15 protein-coding genes are annotated in these 17,397 nt (G+C 40.6%); 9 read left to right on the forward strand and 6 right to left on the reverse strand.

Annotated elements, in window-relative coordinates:
• Nucleotides 1-10: 10 nt before the first annotated feature.
• The 6 genes from JMN12_RS07425 to JMN12_RS07450 all read right to left on the reverse strand — a co-directional run bounded on the left by JMN12_RS07425 (nt 11) and on the right by JMN12_RS07450 (nt 6,423).
• A complete protein-coding gene (locus tag JMN12_RS07425; RefSeq protein ID WP_203138339.1) occupies nt 11-2,182 on the reverse strand; it encodes a glutamine synthetase III in 2,172 nt (723 codons plus the stop codon).
• A gap of 187 nt (nt 2,183-2,369) precedes the next feature.
• The gene (locus JMN12_RS07430; protein WP_203138340.1) at nt 2,370-3,212 is read right to left on the reverse strand and encodes a YwqG family protein; all 843 of its coding nucleotides are present in this window, start codon (nt 3,210-3,212) and stop codon (nt 2,370-2,372) included.
• Nucleotides 3,213-3,426: 214 nt separating this feature from the next.
• A complete protein-coding gene (locus JMN12_RS07435; protein WP_203138341.1) occupies nt 3,427-4,197 on the reverse strand; it encodes a hypothetical protein in 771 nt (256 codons plus the stop codon).
• Nucleotides 4,198-4,403: 206 nt separating this feature from the next.
• Complete coding sequence (locus JMN12_RS07440; protein WP_203138343.1) at nt 4,404-5,168, reverse strand: hypothetical protein; 765 nt, start codon at nt 5,166-5,168, stop codon at nt 4,404-4,406.
• A 178-nt stretch (nt 5,169-5,346) separates the two neighbouring features.
• On the reverse strand, nt 5,347-5,928 hold the full coding sequence (locus tag JMN12_RS07445) for a Uma2 family endonuclease (RefSeq protein WP_203138352.1): 582 nt from the start codon (nt 5,926-5,928) through the stop codon (nt 5,347-5,349).
• An 81-nt stretch (nt 5,929-6,009) separates the two neighbouring features.
• Entirely contained in the window at nt 6,010-6,423 is a 414-nt protein-coding gene (locus JMN12_RS07450; RefSeq protein ID WP_088593235.1) for a hypothetical protein, read from the reverse strand.
• Between the two features lie 111 nt (nt 6,424-6,534).
• On the opposite strand from JMN12_RS07450, the gene JMN12_RS07455 reads away from it, so the two are divergent.
• From JMN12_RS07455 to JMN12_RS07495, 9 genes are all read left to right on the forward strand, one after another.
• On the forward strand, nt 6,535-6,885 hold the full coding sequence (locus tag JMN12_RS07455; protein ID WP_227002936.1) for a hypothetical protein: 351 nt from the start codon (nt 6,535-6,537) through the stop codon (nt 6,883-6,885).
• A gap of 22 nt (nt 6,886-6,907) precedes the next feature.
• Complete coding sequence (locus tag JMN12_RS07460; RefSeq protein WP_088593236.1) at nt 6,908-8,092, forward strand: helix-turn-helix domain-containing protein; 1,185 nt, start codon at nt 6,908-6,910, stop codon at nt 8,090-8,092.
• A 75-nt stretch (nt 8,093-8,167) separates the two neighbouring features.
• Nucleotides 8,168-9,334: a dicarboxylate/amino acid:cation symporter gene (locus JMN12_RS07465; protein ID WP_203094612.1), complete on the forward strand. Its 1,167-nt coding sequence runs from the start codon at nt 8,168-8,170 to the stop codon at nt 9,332-9,334.
• Nucleotides 9,334-10,653, forward strand: a complete 1,320-nt coding sequence (locus tag JMN12_RS07470) for a DUF4280 domain-containing protein (RefSeq protein ID WP_203138353.1) — start codon at nt 9,334-9,336, stop codon at nt 10,651-10,653. The genes JMN12_RS07465 and JMN12_RS07470 overlap by 1 nt, the downstream gene beginning before the upstream one ends.
• A gap of 20 nt (nt 10,654-10,673) precedes the next feature.
• Nucleotides 10,674-11,639 carry a pentapeptide repeat-containing protein gene (locus JMN12_RS07475; protein WP_203138354.1) on the forward strand — a complete coding sequence of 322 codons (966 nt, stop codon included), beginning with the start codon at nt 10,674-10,676 and terminating at the stop codon, nt 11,637-11,639.
• A 291-nt stretch (nt 11,640-11,930) separates the two neighbouring features.
• On the forward strand, nt 11,931-15,377 hold the full coding sequence (locus tag JMN12_RS07480) for a leucine--tRNA ligase (RefSeq protein WP_203138357.1): 3,447 nt from the start codon (nt 11,931-11,933) through the stop codon (nt 15,375-15,377).
• A 59-nt stretch (nt 15,378-15,436) separates the two neighbouring features.
• A complete protein-coding gene (locus JMN12_RS07485; protein WP_203081030.1) occupies nt 15,437-16,147 on the forward strand; it encodes a hypothetical protein in 711 nt (236 codons plus the stop codon).
• A gap of 15 nt (nt 16,148-16,162) precedes the next feature.
• The gene (locus JMN12_RS07490; RefSeq protein ID WP_203081029.1) at nt 16,163-16,666 is read left to right on the forward strand and encodes an STM3941 family protein; all 504 of its coding nucleotides are present in this window, start codon (nt 16,163-16,165) and stop codon (nt 16,664-16,666) included.
• A 6-nt stretch (nt 16,667-16,672) separates the two neighbouring features.
• Complete coding sequence (locus JMN12_RS07495; protein ID WP_009413048.1) at nt 16,673-17,362, forward strand: hypothetical protein; 690 nt, start codon at nt 16,673-16,675, stop codon at nt 17,360-17,362.
• Nucleotides 17,363-17,397 lie beyond the last annotated feature (35 nt).

Genomic DNA, 17,397 nt, shown 5'->3' on the forward strand with positions numbered 1-17,397 from the left:
ACGCTTTTGTTTAGTTAAACAACAATTCACGGTATTTCGTCAGTGTCCAAAGTTCGTCGTCTACCATAAGCTCGAGTTTATCGCAGTGGTAGCGTATTACCTCAAAGAAAGGTTTCACCTCATTGCAATAGGCATCGGCTTTGGCTTCAAAGTCGGGTAGGTGATTGGCGTGCTTGCGCGCCTCCACCATTGCCTCTACCTGACTGTGGATCACCTTGATATGCTCCGAAATATGGCGTATGAGCTCTAATTGCTCGGCAGCTACTTCTTGGTAGCTATCGCCAAATATTTCTTTTAAGCCTTTCACGTTCTCAATAAGGGTGTTTTGGTAACGCACCGCTGTAGGCACCACGTGATTACGGGCAATATCGCCTAATACACGCGATTCTATCTGTACGGTTTTCACGTATTCTTCTAAGCCAATTTCATAACGCGCTAAAAGCTCTACTTTGCTGAGGACTCCTGTACTTTCAAACAAAGCCACAGCCTTCTCACTAATGTTTTCTTTCAGTGCCTCAGGTGTCGTTTTATGATTACTCAAACCGCGACGGGCAGCTTCCTCTTCCCATTCTTTGCTATAACCATCGCCCTCAAAGCGTATTTTCTTACTTTCCTTAATGTAACGGCGCAATACTTTAAAAATCGCATCTTCTTTCTTCTTGCCCCCCTCTATAAGCGCATCAACGGCTTTCTTGAAGTCGGTGAGTTGCTGAGCTACAATGGTGCTCAGTACCATTGTAGGCTTGCCACAGTTGGCTTTAGAGCCCACTGCACGGAACTCGAACTTGTTGCCCGTAAAGGCGAAAGGCGAGGTGCGATTGCGGTCGGTAGTGTCGAGGAAAAGGTCGGGTATTTTGCCTACTACGTTCAGTTTGAGGTCGGTTTTTTCCTCAGGAGATAAGTTATCGGAGGATACTTCTAAGGCGTCCAACACTTGGGTAAGCTGTTCGCCTATAAACACCGATACGATAGCAGGGGGTGCTTCATTGGCGCCTAATCGGTAATCGTTAGTCGCCGATGCCACTGAGGCTCTTAACAAAGGTTCATATTCACATACTGCCTTGATAGTGCAGATGAAGAAAGTGAGGAATTGCAAGTTCTTTATAGGCGTTTTGCTCGGCGCTAAAAGGTTTACGCCCGTATCGGTAACTAATGACCAGTTGTTATGCTTACCCGACCCATTCACCCCTGCAAAAGGTTTTTCGTGGAATAGGATGACAAAGTCGTGGCGCTCGGCTACTTTGCGCATCACGTCCATCAGCAAAGAGTTTTGATCGACAGCAAGGTTGGCTTCTTCAAAGATAGGCGCCAACTCAAACTGATTAGGCGCGACCTCATTATGGCGTGTTTTCACGGGGATACCGAGCAATAGGCACTCTTGTTCCAAATCGCGCATAAAAGCCAACACACGGCTGGGAATTGCCCCTAAATAATGATCGTCCAACTGTTGTCCTTTCGCCGCTTGATGACCTAAAAGCGTTCTGCCGGTAATCATCAAATCGGGGCGGGTATTGGCAAGAGCTTTATCGATGAGGAAGTACTCCTGTTCACAGCCTAAGGTAGTGGTGACTTTGCTCACATTTTTATCGAAATAGCGGGCTACCTCGGTAGCAGCTTGGTCGAGAGCACTAAGGGCTTTGAGCAAAGGCGTTTTATTGTCTAATGCCTCACCAGTATAGGCGATAAAGATTGTAGGAATACAAAGCACGGTGCCATATACAAAAGGCGGTGAAGAAGGATCCCAGGCGGTGTAGCCACGTGCCTCGAAAGTATTGCGGATACCACCATTGGGGAAACTGGAAGCATCCGATTCTTGTTGAACGAGCTGTCCGCCCCCGAAGCGTTCGATAGCACGGTCACGGGTAACGGGCTCAAAGAAAGCGTCGTGTTTTTCGGCAGTGCCCCCTGTAAGAGGTTGAAACCAGTGAGTGTAATGGGTAGCGCCTTTGGAGATTGCCCAATCGCGCATAGCGGTAGCCACTTGGTCGGCTACACGGCGGTCGATTTTAGTGCCATTGTGAATGGCGTTCATTACAGCGGCAAAGGCATCGCGGGTCATCAGTTGGCGCATAGCCTCTTCGTTGAATACATTTTGGGCAAACAGTTCTGAGCGTTTGCCATTTTCGGGTACCGCCACCGGTTTGCGGTTTTGTGCGGTAGTAAGAGCGGTGAATCTTAGCATAGGTAACAGGTAACAGGTAATAGGTAACAAGCCACACGGGCAGTTTTATTAAAAAGGTTGAGTGAGTAGGATTAGGGCGGACGGGGCGGACGTAGTTTTTAGTATCAACTTTGGCAATCTCGACCATTTTCGTGAGGTCACGAAAATGGTTATTTACATTGATTTGCTGTGACTTAAATTTGTTGGTTTAATAATTATCTTCCCAGTGAAAAAGCACATCATCGAACTTATAATTTTTCAAATCTTCAGGACTGATAAAGAAATTGGCTACGCCACCTCCATTTCCCCAATAAATCTCTTCTCCTTCAACGTTATCAATATCTATTTGTAGGAGAAGGAGTGTATGAGGGTCGTTTTCTTCACGTGGGTCATACTCAATAAAGTAAGGATACCCCCCTATTTTGTGTCCTGTGGGTTCTTTCAGGAGAGAAGCATTGATTTCCTCACAAATATCATTAGGTACTTCCTCGAAAAATTCATCAATAGTGGTTATTTGGGTTGAAAAGGCTTCATTCCACTTCTCAAAGAAGAGTTGGTTAGCAGCCCTTTCTTCTAAAGAAATACTCTCGGTATCTTTTCTGAAATGCAAAGCAAATTGTTTCCCAGAATTGAAAGGCAGATTCTCGTTATTGAAAGTGTAATCATCGATAAAATCATCTATAGGCAAGGCTTCCCCAATAGTAGGGTAATAGAGCACTCGTTTATTATCATTGCTACAAGGGTCGTCGTAATTCAACCCATATAGAGGGTCTTCACTATCAGCAATCCAAAACTGCAAGAGTCCTTTTTTAGGATATAGATTGTTTTCGGGCAATTGCTCGCAGTTGATTTGCGCTAGCATAAAGAGGGGTTTACCCTCGGCACTGGTAGGGAGGGATCCTCCTTGGGGGATGTAGGGGAGTCCGCCGAACTTGCTATCGGTAAGGGCTAAATTATCGGCTAAGGATAGCGAAATGCGGATTACCTCACGCTGTGTGGTAGCGTTGAGGTGAGCGATGAGTTGCTCGATTTGGGTTTGTGTTGGGAGCATATATTGATTGTTGTTTTTTTATCGGACAAGTCGGACTGGTTGGACGAGGCGGACGCAGTTTTTAATATCAAATTTGGCAATCTCAACCTTTTTCGTGATCTCACGAAAACGATCATCTACATTGATTTGCTGTGACTTAAATATGTTGGTTTAATAATTATCTTCCCAGTGAAAAAGTACATCGTCAAACTTACAATTTCTCAAATCTTCAGGATTATTGTCTGAACTTCTTTATTTCGGCTTCGGTACAGTCAAAAAAGCAAGACATTTCTTTATCTTTTGCATCATAACAATTTTCTTGTATTACATAGGTTATAGTTTCTGTGGTGAGGTCTTTTACCGCAAATACCCAAGCCGCTCTATCTTCTAATTGGTTATAAGCAAGTATCTTGAATTTTTTCAAGTGAAGTATATCAGTAGCATATTTCTCTACTTGCGTAGGTAATGCTCCTATATATTTAAATTTAGTTTCCACCTTCATTTTTGTTTCATGTTTATATACTACATCTTCCTTTATAGCGGTTACTAACAAATAGTTTTTAGCCTTTTCTTGATCTTCTTTTTCATTTTTTGAAGTGCTTTTCACTAAGAAGATTTTCTTATCTGAGACTTTGTATATGTAATAATCGGCGGTATCGTTATGCAACTTTTCGTTTTTCTTTTTGCAATTGCCATATTGCTCAAAAGTTAGGGCATTGAGGCGCACATACGAGGGGGCAATAAGTTTAAATGTTCCTGTTATAGAAGAGAAACAGTCGTAGCCACAAGGGGCAAAGTAATACGACCTATATTGATTTTTGTCGTTCTTTTCAAATTCCGTTGCAATACCTGATATTTCATCTTCGTCTTTCGTAAGTTCAAATAAGTTGCTGTCTTTTTCTTTGAATTTACCCAACAGAGAGTTAGTTATCCATTCGCCTTTTAAGGGATTTTGTGCGTATACAGAAGGCGCACATAGTAACAAAGTTATTAAAATATGTTTCATAGTTGTTTATTTATCGGACAAGTCGGACTGGTCGGACGAGGCGGACGCAGTTTTTAATATCAAATTTGGCAATCTCGACCATTTTCGTGAGGTCACGAAAACGATCATCTACATTGATTTGCTGTAACTTAAATTTGTTAGTTTAATAATTATCTTTCCAGTGAAAAAGTACATAGTCGAACTTATAATTTTTCAAATCTTCGGTGTTACTCTCTGAACTTTTCCATTTCGGCTTCGGTACAATCAAAAAAGCGAGCGACCTCTTTACCTCCTGTATCAATATAATTTTGTTGTGTTACATAGGTTATAACTCCTGTGGTAAGGTCTTTTACAGCAAACACCCAAACTGCTGCCCCTCTTAATTTGTTATAAATAATGATCTTGAATTCTTTTAACTGGAGTATATTGGTGGCGTATTCCTCTATTTGTGCAGGTAATGGTGCTATACCCTTAGTCTCAACTTTCATTTTGTACTTTCTGTCATACACTAGATTGTACTTTATATCGGTTACTAACAGATAGTTTTTAGCCTTTTCTCCGTCTTCTTTTTCATTTCTTGAAGTGCTTTTTACCAAGAAGATTTTCTTATCAGAGAGTTTATATATGTAATAAACGGCGGTATCATTATGCAACGTTTTATTTTTCTTTTCGCAATCGCCATTTTGCTTAAAATTTAGGGCATTCAGACGCACATACGAGGGAGCTATAAGCTCAAATGTTCCTGATATAGATTTGAAACAATCGTTGCCACAAGGGGCAAAATAATACGAAATATATTGATTTTTGTTGTCCTTTTTAAATTCCGTTGCATAACCAACTCTTTCACCTTCTCTTTGTGTAAGTACAAGCAGGTTTTGGTATTCCTCTTTCAGATTACCAAACAGAGAGGAAGTTATCCATTCACCTTCTAAGGGATTTTGTGCGTATATAGAAGACGCACATAGTAATAAAGTTATTAAAATATGTTTCATAGTTGTTTATTTATCGGACGAGGCGGACTGGTCGGATGAGGCGGACGCAGTTTTTAATATCAAATTTGGCAAAGGTCGTAGCACGACGAGCATATCAACTTTGGCAAAGTCTAAAACTTTGCCAAAGTATAGTGACGCAAAGTGTAGTGACACATCCTATCCCCTGACCCCTGACCCCCTAACTACTAAATATCTCACTTAGGTTTATCTGCAAGTCGGGGAATTTTTGTGGGGATACTACTTCGCCTGCAAAGCGTGGTTTGAGTCCTATATAGCCATTATCTTGTAGTACAAAGATATCTAATTCCTTTTCTTCGGGACGTAGCACCCAGTATTCTGCCACCCCTGCTTCTTCATAGATATGCATTTTTTTGCTTAGCTCTTTTTCTACATTGCTGGGTGACACAATTTCCAGCACCCAATCAGGGGCTCCATAGCAGCGTTTGCCATCGGCGAGCTTTTCGGGGTCGCACACTACACAAAGATCGGGTTGTAATACGGTATTATCTTCACCATTAGGGTTTTTGAGCACTACATCAAAAGGCGCTGCAAAGACTTCACACCGCTTGCCTTCTAAATAGTTGTCTATCTTAGTAGATAGTTTTCTTGACACTCTCTGGTGGTCGATAGAAGGTGCTGACATCTTGAAGAGCTTTCCTTTGAGGAGCTCTACACGTTCTTCAAATTTCCATAGCAGGTACTCTGCATAGGTATACAGCCCATTGATAGGGTCTAACTGATTGATGTTTGTTATCGTCATATTTTAATTTTATTGAGTGAATGAGGAGGGCAGACAAGACGGACACTATTCCCTGACGCCTGACACCTGAATCCCTGAACCCTACAACTGCAATGTAATAGGGGCGTTGTCCTTTGATTTGAGGGTAACGGCTTTGCTGGTTTTCAAAGTGTTTTCAGTTACATCATCACCTGAAAGATTCTGCTTGTTTTGGTTGTAATAGACTACAAAATGATACACTTCACGCTCTTCAAATTTATCTACACTGAGGGTGAAAATTGCTTTTCCTTCATCGTCGGTTGCTGTTGATTTGGCGTGGAAAGTGGGTTTTGAGCCACCTTTGTGTTCCCAAGCCCACTGGTCGTAGGCGTAGACTACCCAATTTTTTAGAGGGGCACCATTGGTGTCTTTTAAGTAGAGAGTTACATCTACTTTGCCTTCCATTTTCTTAATGTCTTCTTTGCTACAAGCTACGATAGCAAGTGCAATTAATAGTGTTAAAATTGTTCTTTTCATTGTTTTATTATTTAGTTGTTAGTTGTTAGACAATGCAAAGGTATTACATAATGAGCAAAAAAGCAAGGAGATAGAAAAATATTCTTACCTTTGGCATAAATTATGTAGTTTATGAAATTATTAGTCTCCTTATTGCTTTTATTACCTTTGTGGGCAGAAGCGCAACTAATGGAACCTCTTGACAGATGGGGTATACGCACTGCTTACACACATACTAACAGCAACAAGAGTTTTGTTTTTGTAGGTGCTTCACTCAATAGTATAGATGTAGATGCCAGTGGTTTGGCTGCTGCAGGTGCCGATGCCTTCTTTATCTTGCCTGTAGGAGCAGGTGTTTCAGTAAATACTGAAGCAATAACACCCCGTGTAGGTATTACACTCCTGAATGCTATCGAATTTTACTGGGGATACTCCATTCCTTTTAAGGGAGATAACTACTTTAGGGGCGCACATTTTCGGTGATTGTAAATTTGTTTAGTGGATTATGAGTAGTCTTTTTGTTATTGGCATCTTTTTGTGCTTTTTCTTAGCGATACTGCTGTTTTCTAAAAAATCTCCATCGTTGTCTGACAAGGTATTGGGGGTGTGGCTTATGTGCATTGGCGTTTACCTGCTGAACTACTATCTGCACTATCTGGGTTATTGGGAGAAATACCCGCATTTGGTAGGAGTTACCCATCCTTTCCCGATGCTTTTTGCGCCTTTTTTGTATTTGTACGTATCGGTGTGCGCGCGTGAAGACCAACGTTTTCATTGGCGCGACACTTTGCACTTCCTACCCTTTATACTGGGCTATATAGTGATGTTCCCCTTTTTATTTGGCTATTCAGCAGAAGAAAAGGCAATAACTGATAGTGCTGATTATCACAGTGATTATCAGTGGTTTTTTACACTTTCGTTTATTACTTTTGTAGTAGTGAGTGGGGTGTATTTTGTATTAGCTTATCGGAAAATTAACCTCTATGAGCGGGTGATAGGTGAGAATTTTGGCTATAATGAGGGGATTAGCTTGCAGTGGTTGCAGTTGCTATTGTTAGGTTTTGTGGCTATTGTAGCTGTATTGGTAACGGTGTATGTGGTAGAATATTCTTTAGAAATAGACACAGGATTTAATATAGAAATCATAGCCTTTGCGCTGTTTATATTATTTATTTTTGCGATTGGTTTTTGGGGCATACGCTATCAGGGGATTTTTAGTGCGAGTGGTGCAGGGAGGGTAACAAATCTCTCAGACAAGTTGGACGGGACTGACAAGGTGGAGGAAGTAGAGAATTTTAATAACTTTGAAGAGGAGACTAAAGCGCCAGAGTATCGCAAATCGGGATTGAAAGCTGAAGAAGCGCCCGAACTACACCAACAGCTTTTACAACTAATGCAAACTGAAAAACCTTACCTCGAGCCTAAACTCTCTTTGGCGCAATTAGCGGAAAGGTTAGGCGTATTGCCTAATCACCTATCGCAAATTATCAACCAATACGAAGAAAAGAATTTTTACGATTTTGTGAACAGCTACCGCGTGGAAGAGTTTATCGATTTGGCTAAAAAAGATACCGACAAGAGTTTTAACCTCTTAGGACTTGCTTTTGAGGCGGGGTTTAACTCTAAATCTTCTTTCAATCAAGTTTTTAAAAAATTTAAAGGTAAAACCCCAAGTGAGTTTTTAAGCTGAGAGGTAAAATTTGCTAATTCGCTAATTATTTTATACTTTTGTCGCTTTCAAATAATTATAAAAACATTTTGTGTTATGAAAATCTTCAACAATCTTCTCGTGAGGGTGATTTGTGGTATTCTTTTAGGGATACTCCTCGGTAACTATGCACCAGAATGGTTATACCGCATACTTCTCACTTTTCAATCATTATTTAGCAATTTTCTCAAGTTTGCTATCCCCTTGATTATGATGGGGCTCATTATGCCTTCTATCGCCGATTTAGGCAAGAATGCGGGTAAATTGTTGCTCATCACGGTAGGGATTGCTTATGCTTTTACTCTATTTTCAGGTTTTTCTACTTATTTGGTGGGCGAGGCTATCTTCCCTTCACTCTTACAAGGCGAACAACTCGCTTCTCTTGCTGAAAACAGTGTGAAATCTGCACCTTATTTTACGATTGAAATGCCCCCACTTGCCGATGTGATGAGTGCTTTAGTTTTCTCATTTATCATAGGGATAGGTTTATCGTTCAACGAAGAATCTAAACTCACCGATGTGATACGCGAGTTTGGCGATATTATCAAATGGTTGATTATCAAAGCTATTATCCCTATATTACCTTTCTACATCTTGTGTATTTTTGCTGAAATTACCTATAGCGGACAAGTGGTTGCTATAATGAAGGTGTTCTTCAAACTAATCGTTATCCTCTTTGTAATGCACATTTGCTTGCTCATCATTCAGTATCTTATTGCAGGGGGTATTTCGGGCAAGAATCCTTTCAAAGCCTTGGGTACAATGCTACCTGCGTATGCCACTGCTTTGGGTACTCAATCGTCGGCTGCTACCATACCTGTAACGTTGCGACAATCACTAAAATTAGGGATTTCACAACGCATCGCAGGCTTTGTAATTCCGCTTTGCGCCACCATTCACCTATCGGGGAGTACAATGAAAATCACTGCTTGCGCCCTTGCATTGATGATGCTCCAAGGGGTACCTTACGATTTTTCTCTCTTTGCCGGCTTTATACTGATGTTAGGCGTGGTGATGATTGCTGCTCCTGGTGTTCCTGGAGGGGCAATTATGGCGACCTTAGGAGTACTGAACACTATCCTCGGTTTTGACGAGAGTATGCAAGGACTGATGGTCGCTCTCTACATCGCTATGGACAGCTTTGGCACTGCCTGCAACGTTACTGGCGACGGTGCTGTAGCACTGATTGTTGATAGAATTGCGAAGAGAGGGGATAGGAGATAGTGGCCAGGTGTCAGGGGAGAGGCTCTATACATTGCACTGCAGGAGCTCTCCCCTGCCCTATAAAAGCAAAAGATAAGGGTGTAATGCTGGGCGATAAAACGTCGTGCTCTACTATTGATAATGACCCTATACAAAACAAATTCGACTTTGGTATATGCAAAATAACCAAACAACCTTGTGTTAACAATATTAAGTTGGGTAATTGGGAAAACTATAAAAAAGATCTCTATTTTGATGAACATCCTGCCCTTACCAATCGCTCTACTATAAAGTGTGCTATGGGGGGTACTATTAAATTTAATACTACGGGGCAAATAGGAGAAGTTCCAGTAGTTTCGGGCGTAAAAACTTATGGTGATAAGGCTAAAACCGAAGCTGAAATACAATTTACCAAACTTGCTTTTCACACTAAGTATGATGTGTGCAGTGATGAAGTAACCGATTTTGTGGATTACAAAAACTTTTATGTACTTACGGATAATAACGAATGTTATCACTGGTTGTTTCTCAGAGAAAACCCCGATGATTACAGCACTATAAAACCCGAAAGTATTCCTTTTACTTGGGAAAGTAATAAGCCCTTAATACTTACCACTACCTTTCAAGTGATAAGTGATGAAGCTATTGAAAAAGTACCTCTTTTACGACTACAACAGCAAGGTGAGGGAGGAGAAAAATATCTATTCAAAGAACGAAAGGCTAAAAGAGCTAAAGGCAAGCGAAAATGTGATGAGTTTACAGTAACATTTATCAGTAAAAATACCCCTTTTAAAAATAGCGTACAGTACATAGAAAATTTTGTACTTATGGTAGAATGTTCTTGGGATGATGGAAAAACTTGGCATAAAGTAGGTAGTAGCCAAAACACTTTGTACATTACTTGGCGAAAGCCTTTGTGGGACAGATTTAGAAAACTTAATTCTGAATGGACTTCTACACAAGTGAAAAATATGAGCGATAATGCCAAACCTTGTATTTTAGAGACTTTATTATACTTGGGCTGCAAACAAGCTCATAGTATACAGTTAGGAAAAGAATATCCTTCAGAGTTTGAAGAAGCTGTAACTATAGAAATATTTAAAGCTTTTGAAGGATTAGAAGTAAAACGCGCTCGAGAAGATACTCCCTATAGAACCCCTTTAACCAATGGTTGTATGGGGTATTGGAGAGGAATTAGTGTAGCAGACTCAGGAAACCCTATAACAAATAATACAGATCCAAGATCAAAAATGTTTTATGACAAACCTAAAAATGTAGTCTACCAAGTAGGACTTACTTACTACTTCAATCCCGATGTTTGGAAAGATAAGAAAAATTAGAGAATTGGCAAATTAACCCTATGGCAATACCCATAAAACTCAAAAAACGTTGGGATATCTATCTCACTTTGCAAGAGGTGCTTACAGCAACTCAAAACCTTAGTGTATCCCCCTTCGGAGTTACCAAAGAAGGCTTGCAGGACTTTCGTGGGATAAAACTGGAATTCTTTCATGACAAGTATTATTACGATTATTTTGAACTCATTATCACGGGAATGCAAAAATGTGATTTTTCAGGCTCAAAATGGCTTAATTTCTTACTTGTTTCAGAAGTGTATGAAAACCCTAGTACGATTGAAAACTGTATCTTCAACGAGACGCTTTTCGATACGAGTCTTGCTAGTACAATGATATTTAAAAACTGCTCTTTTGATGATTGCGCGATCAAAGACTATACTTTTTTCGGTATCTTACAATCTTGCTCATTTAAAGGCATACGCAAGAAAAACACCAAGTTATTTTTTAACTGCGACCTGATAAAAGACTGTTTGTTTGAAGGCGAAATGCGAAAAATCAACTTTTGGGGTTCTCCTTTAGAAGATTGTGTTTTTAAAGGAACGCTGTATGATTGTTCGTTTGACGGTCTAGAGATGGGGTCTGAAAAATGGAAAAAAGGCTACGTAACTCCCGAAGAGGTAGATAATCGCTTTGATCGTATAGATTTCTCTCAGGCTGAAGTGATAATGAGTAACTTTGTCGATTGTTGTTACTTAGACCGCGTGAAACCCTCGCCAAACAACTGTTTGGTACATCTCACAGATGCTTTTTTTAATAAGCTTTGTGAGCTGGTAGAAGCAAAAGCGAGCGACGATGAAAAGATTATGAGTTATAAATCGTTTTATCGTCGGCACCCGCGAAGACCTTATGCATTCGCTCACCCTAAAGATTTTACAAACCCTAAAGAACCCGAAAGTTTTGTCTTTGCACAGCGACTCTACGACCTTGTTTGCGAGGCAGCAGAAGCCACCAATTGCAGAATAAAGTAAGGTTATAATAGGTTTTGGCAAAGTCCCAAAACTTCGCCAAAACCTATTTTCTTATCTCTTATCTCTTACCTAAAAAACCGCCCGTGCGGCTCGCACCCCATTACTCCCCGCTGGCGCGAGCTTGTAGCTCGTGCCTACTATAAATAGAGCTTGTAGCTCCCCAAAAAATTGCCCGTGCGGCTTGCACCCCATTACTCCCATTATTCCCACTACTCTCACCCCAAATTTGCATATCTATCAATTATACACTACCTTTGCACCCTAATACCTAACACCTGAAACCTAACACCTATGGTATATAATCACAAAGAAATAGAAGCCTTTTGGCAAGAATATTGGGCTAAACACCAAACTTTCAAAGCCCAAAACAATAGTACCAAACCTAAGTACTATGTACTCGATATGTTCCCTTACCCCTCAGGAGCGGGTTTACACGTAGGGCATCCGCTGGGCTATATCGCCAGCGATATCGTGGCGCGCTACAAGCGTCACAAAGGGTTCAATGTGTTGCACCCTCAGGGGTACGACAGCTTCGGTCTGCCAGCCGAGCAATACGCTATCCAAACAGGGCAACACCCTGCGGTTACTACCGCGCAGAACATCGCTCGTTACCGCGAGCAGCTTGATAAGATAGGCTTCTCATTCGATTGGAGTCGCGAGGTGAAAACTTCCGACCCCGATTACTATCGTCATACCCAGTGGATATTCATACAGTTGTTCAACTCGTGGTATAATAACGAAACCGACAAAGCAGAGCCTATCGAAACGCTTATCGCTCTCTTTGAAACAGAAGGCAATAGCAAGGTCAATGCTGCCTGCGACGATGATACCCCCACCTTCACTGCTGCCCAATGGCACACAATGACAGCTGAAAGCAAACAACGTCATTTACTAAAATACCGACTTACCTACTTGGCAGAAACCGAAGTAAACTGGTGTCCTGCCTTAGGAACTGTACTCGCCAACGATGAAATTGTCAATGGTGTATCCGAACGTGGTGGTCACCCTGTGATTCGCAAGAAGATGACCCAATGGAGTATGCGCATCACGGCTTATGCTGAACGCCTTTTGCAAGGCTTAGACACCATCGATTGGAGTGAGAGCATCAAAGAAAGCCAACGCAACTGGATAGGAAAATCAGTAGGGGCCTCTATCGACTTTGTGCTTAGCCCCCTATCCCCCGAAGGGGGAAAATCCGCAAATGCAGCGGATGAAACAATAGATATGGTTTCAGAAGTGATTTCAGATGGAAAATTTGGTTATATGACTTCTAGAGATAATTTTCATTTCTTAGAACAGAAAGCTAAAGAAATGAGAGAAAATATGACTGAAGCTGAAACAGTTCTTTGGGAAGCTTTAAAATCAAAACATATAGGAGATAAGTTTAGAAGACAACATATTATAGGCAATTTCATTGCAGATTTTGTATGTCTTTCTAAACGTTTAGTAATTGAAGTAGATGGAGGTTATCATACTGATGACACTCAACAAGGTTTAGATGAAGGAAGAGCTGAAGAACTCAAACAATTAGGTTTTGAAGTAATTAGATTTACCAATGAAGAAGTATTAAACAACCTTGATAAAGTTGTTCACCAAATCACTGAAAAACTTTCTTCTCTTCCTAATCAAAAGGAATTGAGTAAAGCTATTGCATCAGGTTCTACCATCGCTACTACATCAGATTCTACATCAGGTTCTACCATCACCACTGAGGCTTGTCCCCCTTCGGGGGAACGGGGGCCTATCACAGTCTTCACCACTCGCCCCGATACCCTCTTTGGCGTTACTTACCTTACCCTTGCTCCTGAGCACCCCTTAGTATTGCAAATCACTACTGAGGAGCAACGTGCTGAGGTAGAGGCTTATATAGCAGCTACTGCCAAACGCTCAGAGCGCGACCGTATGGCAGATACCAAAACCGTATCAGGAGCTTTCACAGGGGCGTATGCCGTGCACCCACTTACCGGCAAGCAAATCCCTATCTGGATAGGCGATTATGTATTGGCAAGCTATGGTACGGGGGCTGTTATGGCAGTTCCTGCTGGCGACGACCGCGATTATGCTTTTGCCAAACACTTCAAGGGCGCTAAAGGAATGCCCGAAGTGATTAACATTTTCGATAAAGATATTTCGGAAAACGCCTTTACCGACAAAGAGGGAATGACTTACCAAAATTCGGATTTCCTCAATGGTTGCACTAACTTTGGCGAAGCGATTGACAAAGTGTTAGCAGCCTTAGAAGCCAAAGGGGCAGGTACGGCCAAAGTGAATTATCGTCTTCGCGATGCCGTATTCTCACGTCAGCGTTATTGGGGCGAACCTTTCCCTGTATATTACAAAAAAGAAGAAAATACATCTTCTTCTACCAGCTTGTCCCCCTTCGGGGGAACGGGGGCTATCCCACAGATGATAGGCGAGGAGCACCTCCCTATTCTCCTACCCGAAGTAGAGAAATATCTCCCTACCGAAGAGGGCAACCCGCCATTAGGCAATGCGACCACTTGGGCGTGGGATACCGCAAACCATAAGGTAGTGAGCAATGACCTTATTGATAATGAAACCGTATTTCCGTTAGAACTCAATACAATGCCAGGTTGGGCAGGCTCTTCGTGGTATTGGTTAGAGTATATGATGGAAAAAGACGCACGTGGAACCTTCCCTACCAAAGCCATAGTAGATTACTGGCAAAACGTAGACCTCTACGTAGGGGGGAGCGAACACGCCACAGGACACTTGTTATACTCTCGCTTCTGGAACAAATTCCTCAAAGACCGGGGTTTTGCCCCTACCGAAGAGCCTTTTAAGAAACTGATTAATCAAGGGATGATATTGGGTATGAGTGCCTTTGCGTATAGATTAGAAGGTACCAATACTTTTGTATCTAAAAATCAAATTAAAGGGCAATCGGTGCAACCTATTCACGTAGATGTTTCTCTTTTAAAAGATACTTCTGATGAGTTAGATATTGATAAATTTAAAGCGTGGCGTAAAGAGTTTGCCAATGCTGAATTTATTTTAGAAGAAGATGGCAAGTATATCACAGGTCGCGAAGTAGAAAAAATGTCGAAATCCAAATACAACGTAGTAAACCCTGATGATATTTGCGAGCAATACGGTGCTGATACTTTGCGCCTCTACGAAATGTTCTTAGGTCCTTTGGAACAAGCCAAACCTTGGAACACGGCAGGTATTTCGGGGGTATATAACTTCTTGCGCAAGCTATGGCGTTTGTATTTCAATGACAACGGCTGGCAAGTAACTGACGAAGCCCCTACACCCGAGATGCTCAAAGCACTCCATAAAACGATTAAAAAGGTAAATGAAGATATCGAGAATTTCTCATTCAATACCTCGGTGAGTCAGTTTATGATATGTGTGAATGAGCTATCAACGCTAAAATGCCACCATAAAGACGTTTTAACGCCTCTTGCGGTACTAGTAGCACCCTTTGCTCCACATATCGCCGAAGAGCTCTGGAAAAGGCTTGGAAATACCGAAAGTATAACTTATGCACCTTATCCCGTACACGAGGATAAGTATTTGCAAGAGGACAGTAAGGAATATCCCGTATCGTTCAACGGCAAAGTACGCTTCAAACGCGCTTATGCTACTAGTATGAGTGTGGCAGAGATAGAGCAAGCCATTCTCGCCGATCCTCAAACCGCAGAACAGCTACAAGGCAACACCCCTAAAAAGGTAATTGTAGTGCCTAATAGGATTATCAATATCGTAATGTAAATATAAAAAGTCGTTAGTCATTAGTGATTAACGACTTTTTCTTTTTTTACATCAAAATTATGGATACACTTTTTCTCTTTCCGTTTTATATTTTTCTCTTGATGCTCCCCATTCTCGGGGTTATTATGTACTTTGTGATGGTACGCAAAAACGCCTTTGAAGAGCGCTTGGTGCTTTATCGCCCTCAGCACCAGCTGTCACAAAAGCGGGAGGCTTATTTGAAAGGGGCACGAAAGTTCCGACTTTGGATTATCGGTATTGCTATTGTGATGTTCACCGCGCCTTTGCTTATCTTTTTTATAGTGATGTTACAAGAGGCAGGGATAAGAGCTGCCTTGTATTCGTTCTTTCCTAATGAAATGATAACCCTAGTTATTTATCTTATTGTTTTTTTGGTGTATTGGCTTCTTTCTTACGTGTTCAAACGCAACGAAAAAGCCCTGCGTATGCTAGTAGAACAAATGAGTGATAGTGATTTCGACCTATTGCTAAAAGTAAAAGACTGTCTGTCATTGGACAATAGGTATAGTCCGCCGTTTGTGTTGTGCAATCATCAATTATATATCTTTCTCTTCTATACAATTCGCGAGATTGACCCTGCCAAAATTACTGATATGAAATGCAATTGGGGGTGGGGGCGTAGTAGGAATAGTGTGTTTGTACGAATTAAATTGTCGAAGAAAACTATCGGAATTGTAATGCCGGAGAAGGCATTTCCCTATTTTCAAAAGGTTGTTGAACAATATACGAATCAAAAATTTTATTATTAACTAAATACAAAAAAAATGAATCACACTATCATCCCGTTTAGCAAAAAGAAAATGCTCAAACTAATAGGCTTATATATCCTTGTAATGCTTGGTATTGCTGCCATTATTGTCTTTATTCTGTCAGCTGATAGGATAAAAATATTCTATATAGCACTATTTGTAGTTCTTTTTATAGCAGGAGCTTATCTTTTTTATAAACACATACAAGAATTATGGCGCTCGAACAAGAACGAAGCTCTTATCCTCACCCCCGAATACCTCAAAAGCAATGTGACTCCTCTGGGTAAAAGAGTAGGAGAAATCGCTTGGAGTGAAATCGCTTCTATAGAGAAAGCAAATTATTATGGACAACATATCTATATTAAACTCAAACACCCTGAAAAATATGTAAATCGGCTCAAGGGTATGAGCAAAGACTTCACAGGTATTTATCTAAACGATAGCGAACTGGAAATCAGTTTTGAAGAATTAGAAAAACTAATTATTGATTATTTTCTGAAATATGGCGAGAAATCTTAACTAAAAATGAGCATATTCTATATTTTCTATTTTATACTTCTTATAGGCATTTCAATTCTTTTTATTTATATTGGCATACTGCGCAAAAATGATTTTGAAAAACGCGTCGATATTTTTTACCCTTACCGCCAGCTATCAGAAAAGCGTGAAGCCTATATGCGGAAGGTTAGTAAACATAATCGTATAATGTTTGCTTTGCTTTTACTGCCTTTTTTTGTTTTAATCTATGCGCTGTTAAGAGATGATTATCAAGAAATAAAGGAAGCAGATGCCTCAATTATCAATCATCATTTTCTGCTACTATTAGCCGCTTTGCTTCCTGTTTTGATGGTGTACTATATAATTTACTATGTGCAGCAGCGCAGTAAAAAAGCCAAACGTATGCTTTTAGAACAAATGAGTGATACCGATTTTGAACTGCTGCTCAAAATAAGAGACAATTTCTCTTTTCCCTACAAATATGACCCGCCATTTGTGTTGTGTAACAATCACTTATATATTTTTCTTTTTCATACGATTAAAGAAATTGACCCTACCCAAATCATCTCAGTAAAATGGTATAGTACTAAATATGGGTTTTTAGTACGCATTAAAGACCCTAAAGCTAAAGTTACCGTTTTTAATATATCTAAAAGTGCATTACCTCTCTTTTTACAAATTGTAGGACAGTATACAGAACTTAAATTCAATTATTAACTAACAAGGAATTCTCCTATTAAATAACGTCAGTT

Origin of the sequence: Capnocytophaga genosp. AHN8471 (assembly GCF_016806945.1) — a bacterium.
In the GTDB taxonomy this organism is placed as follows: domain Bacteria; phylum Bacteroidota; class Bacteroidia; order Flavobacteriales; family Flavobacteriaceae; genus Capnocytophaga; species Capnocytophaga periodontitidis.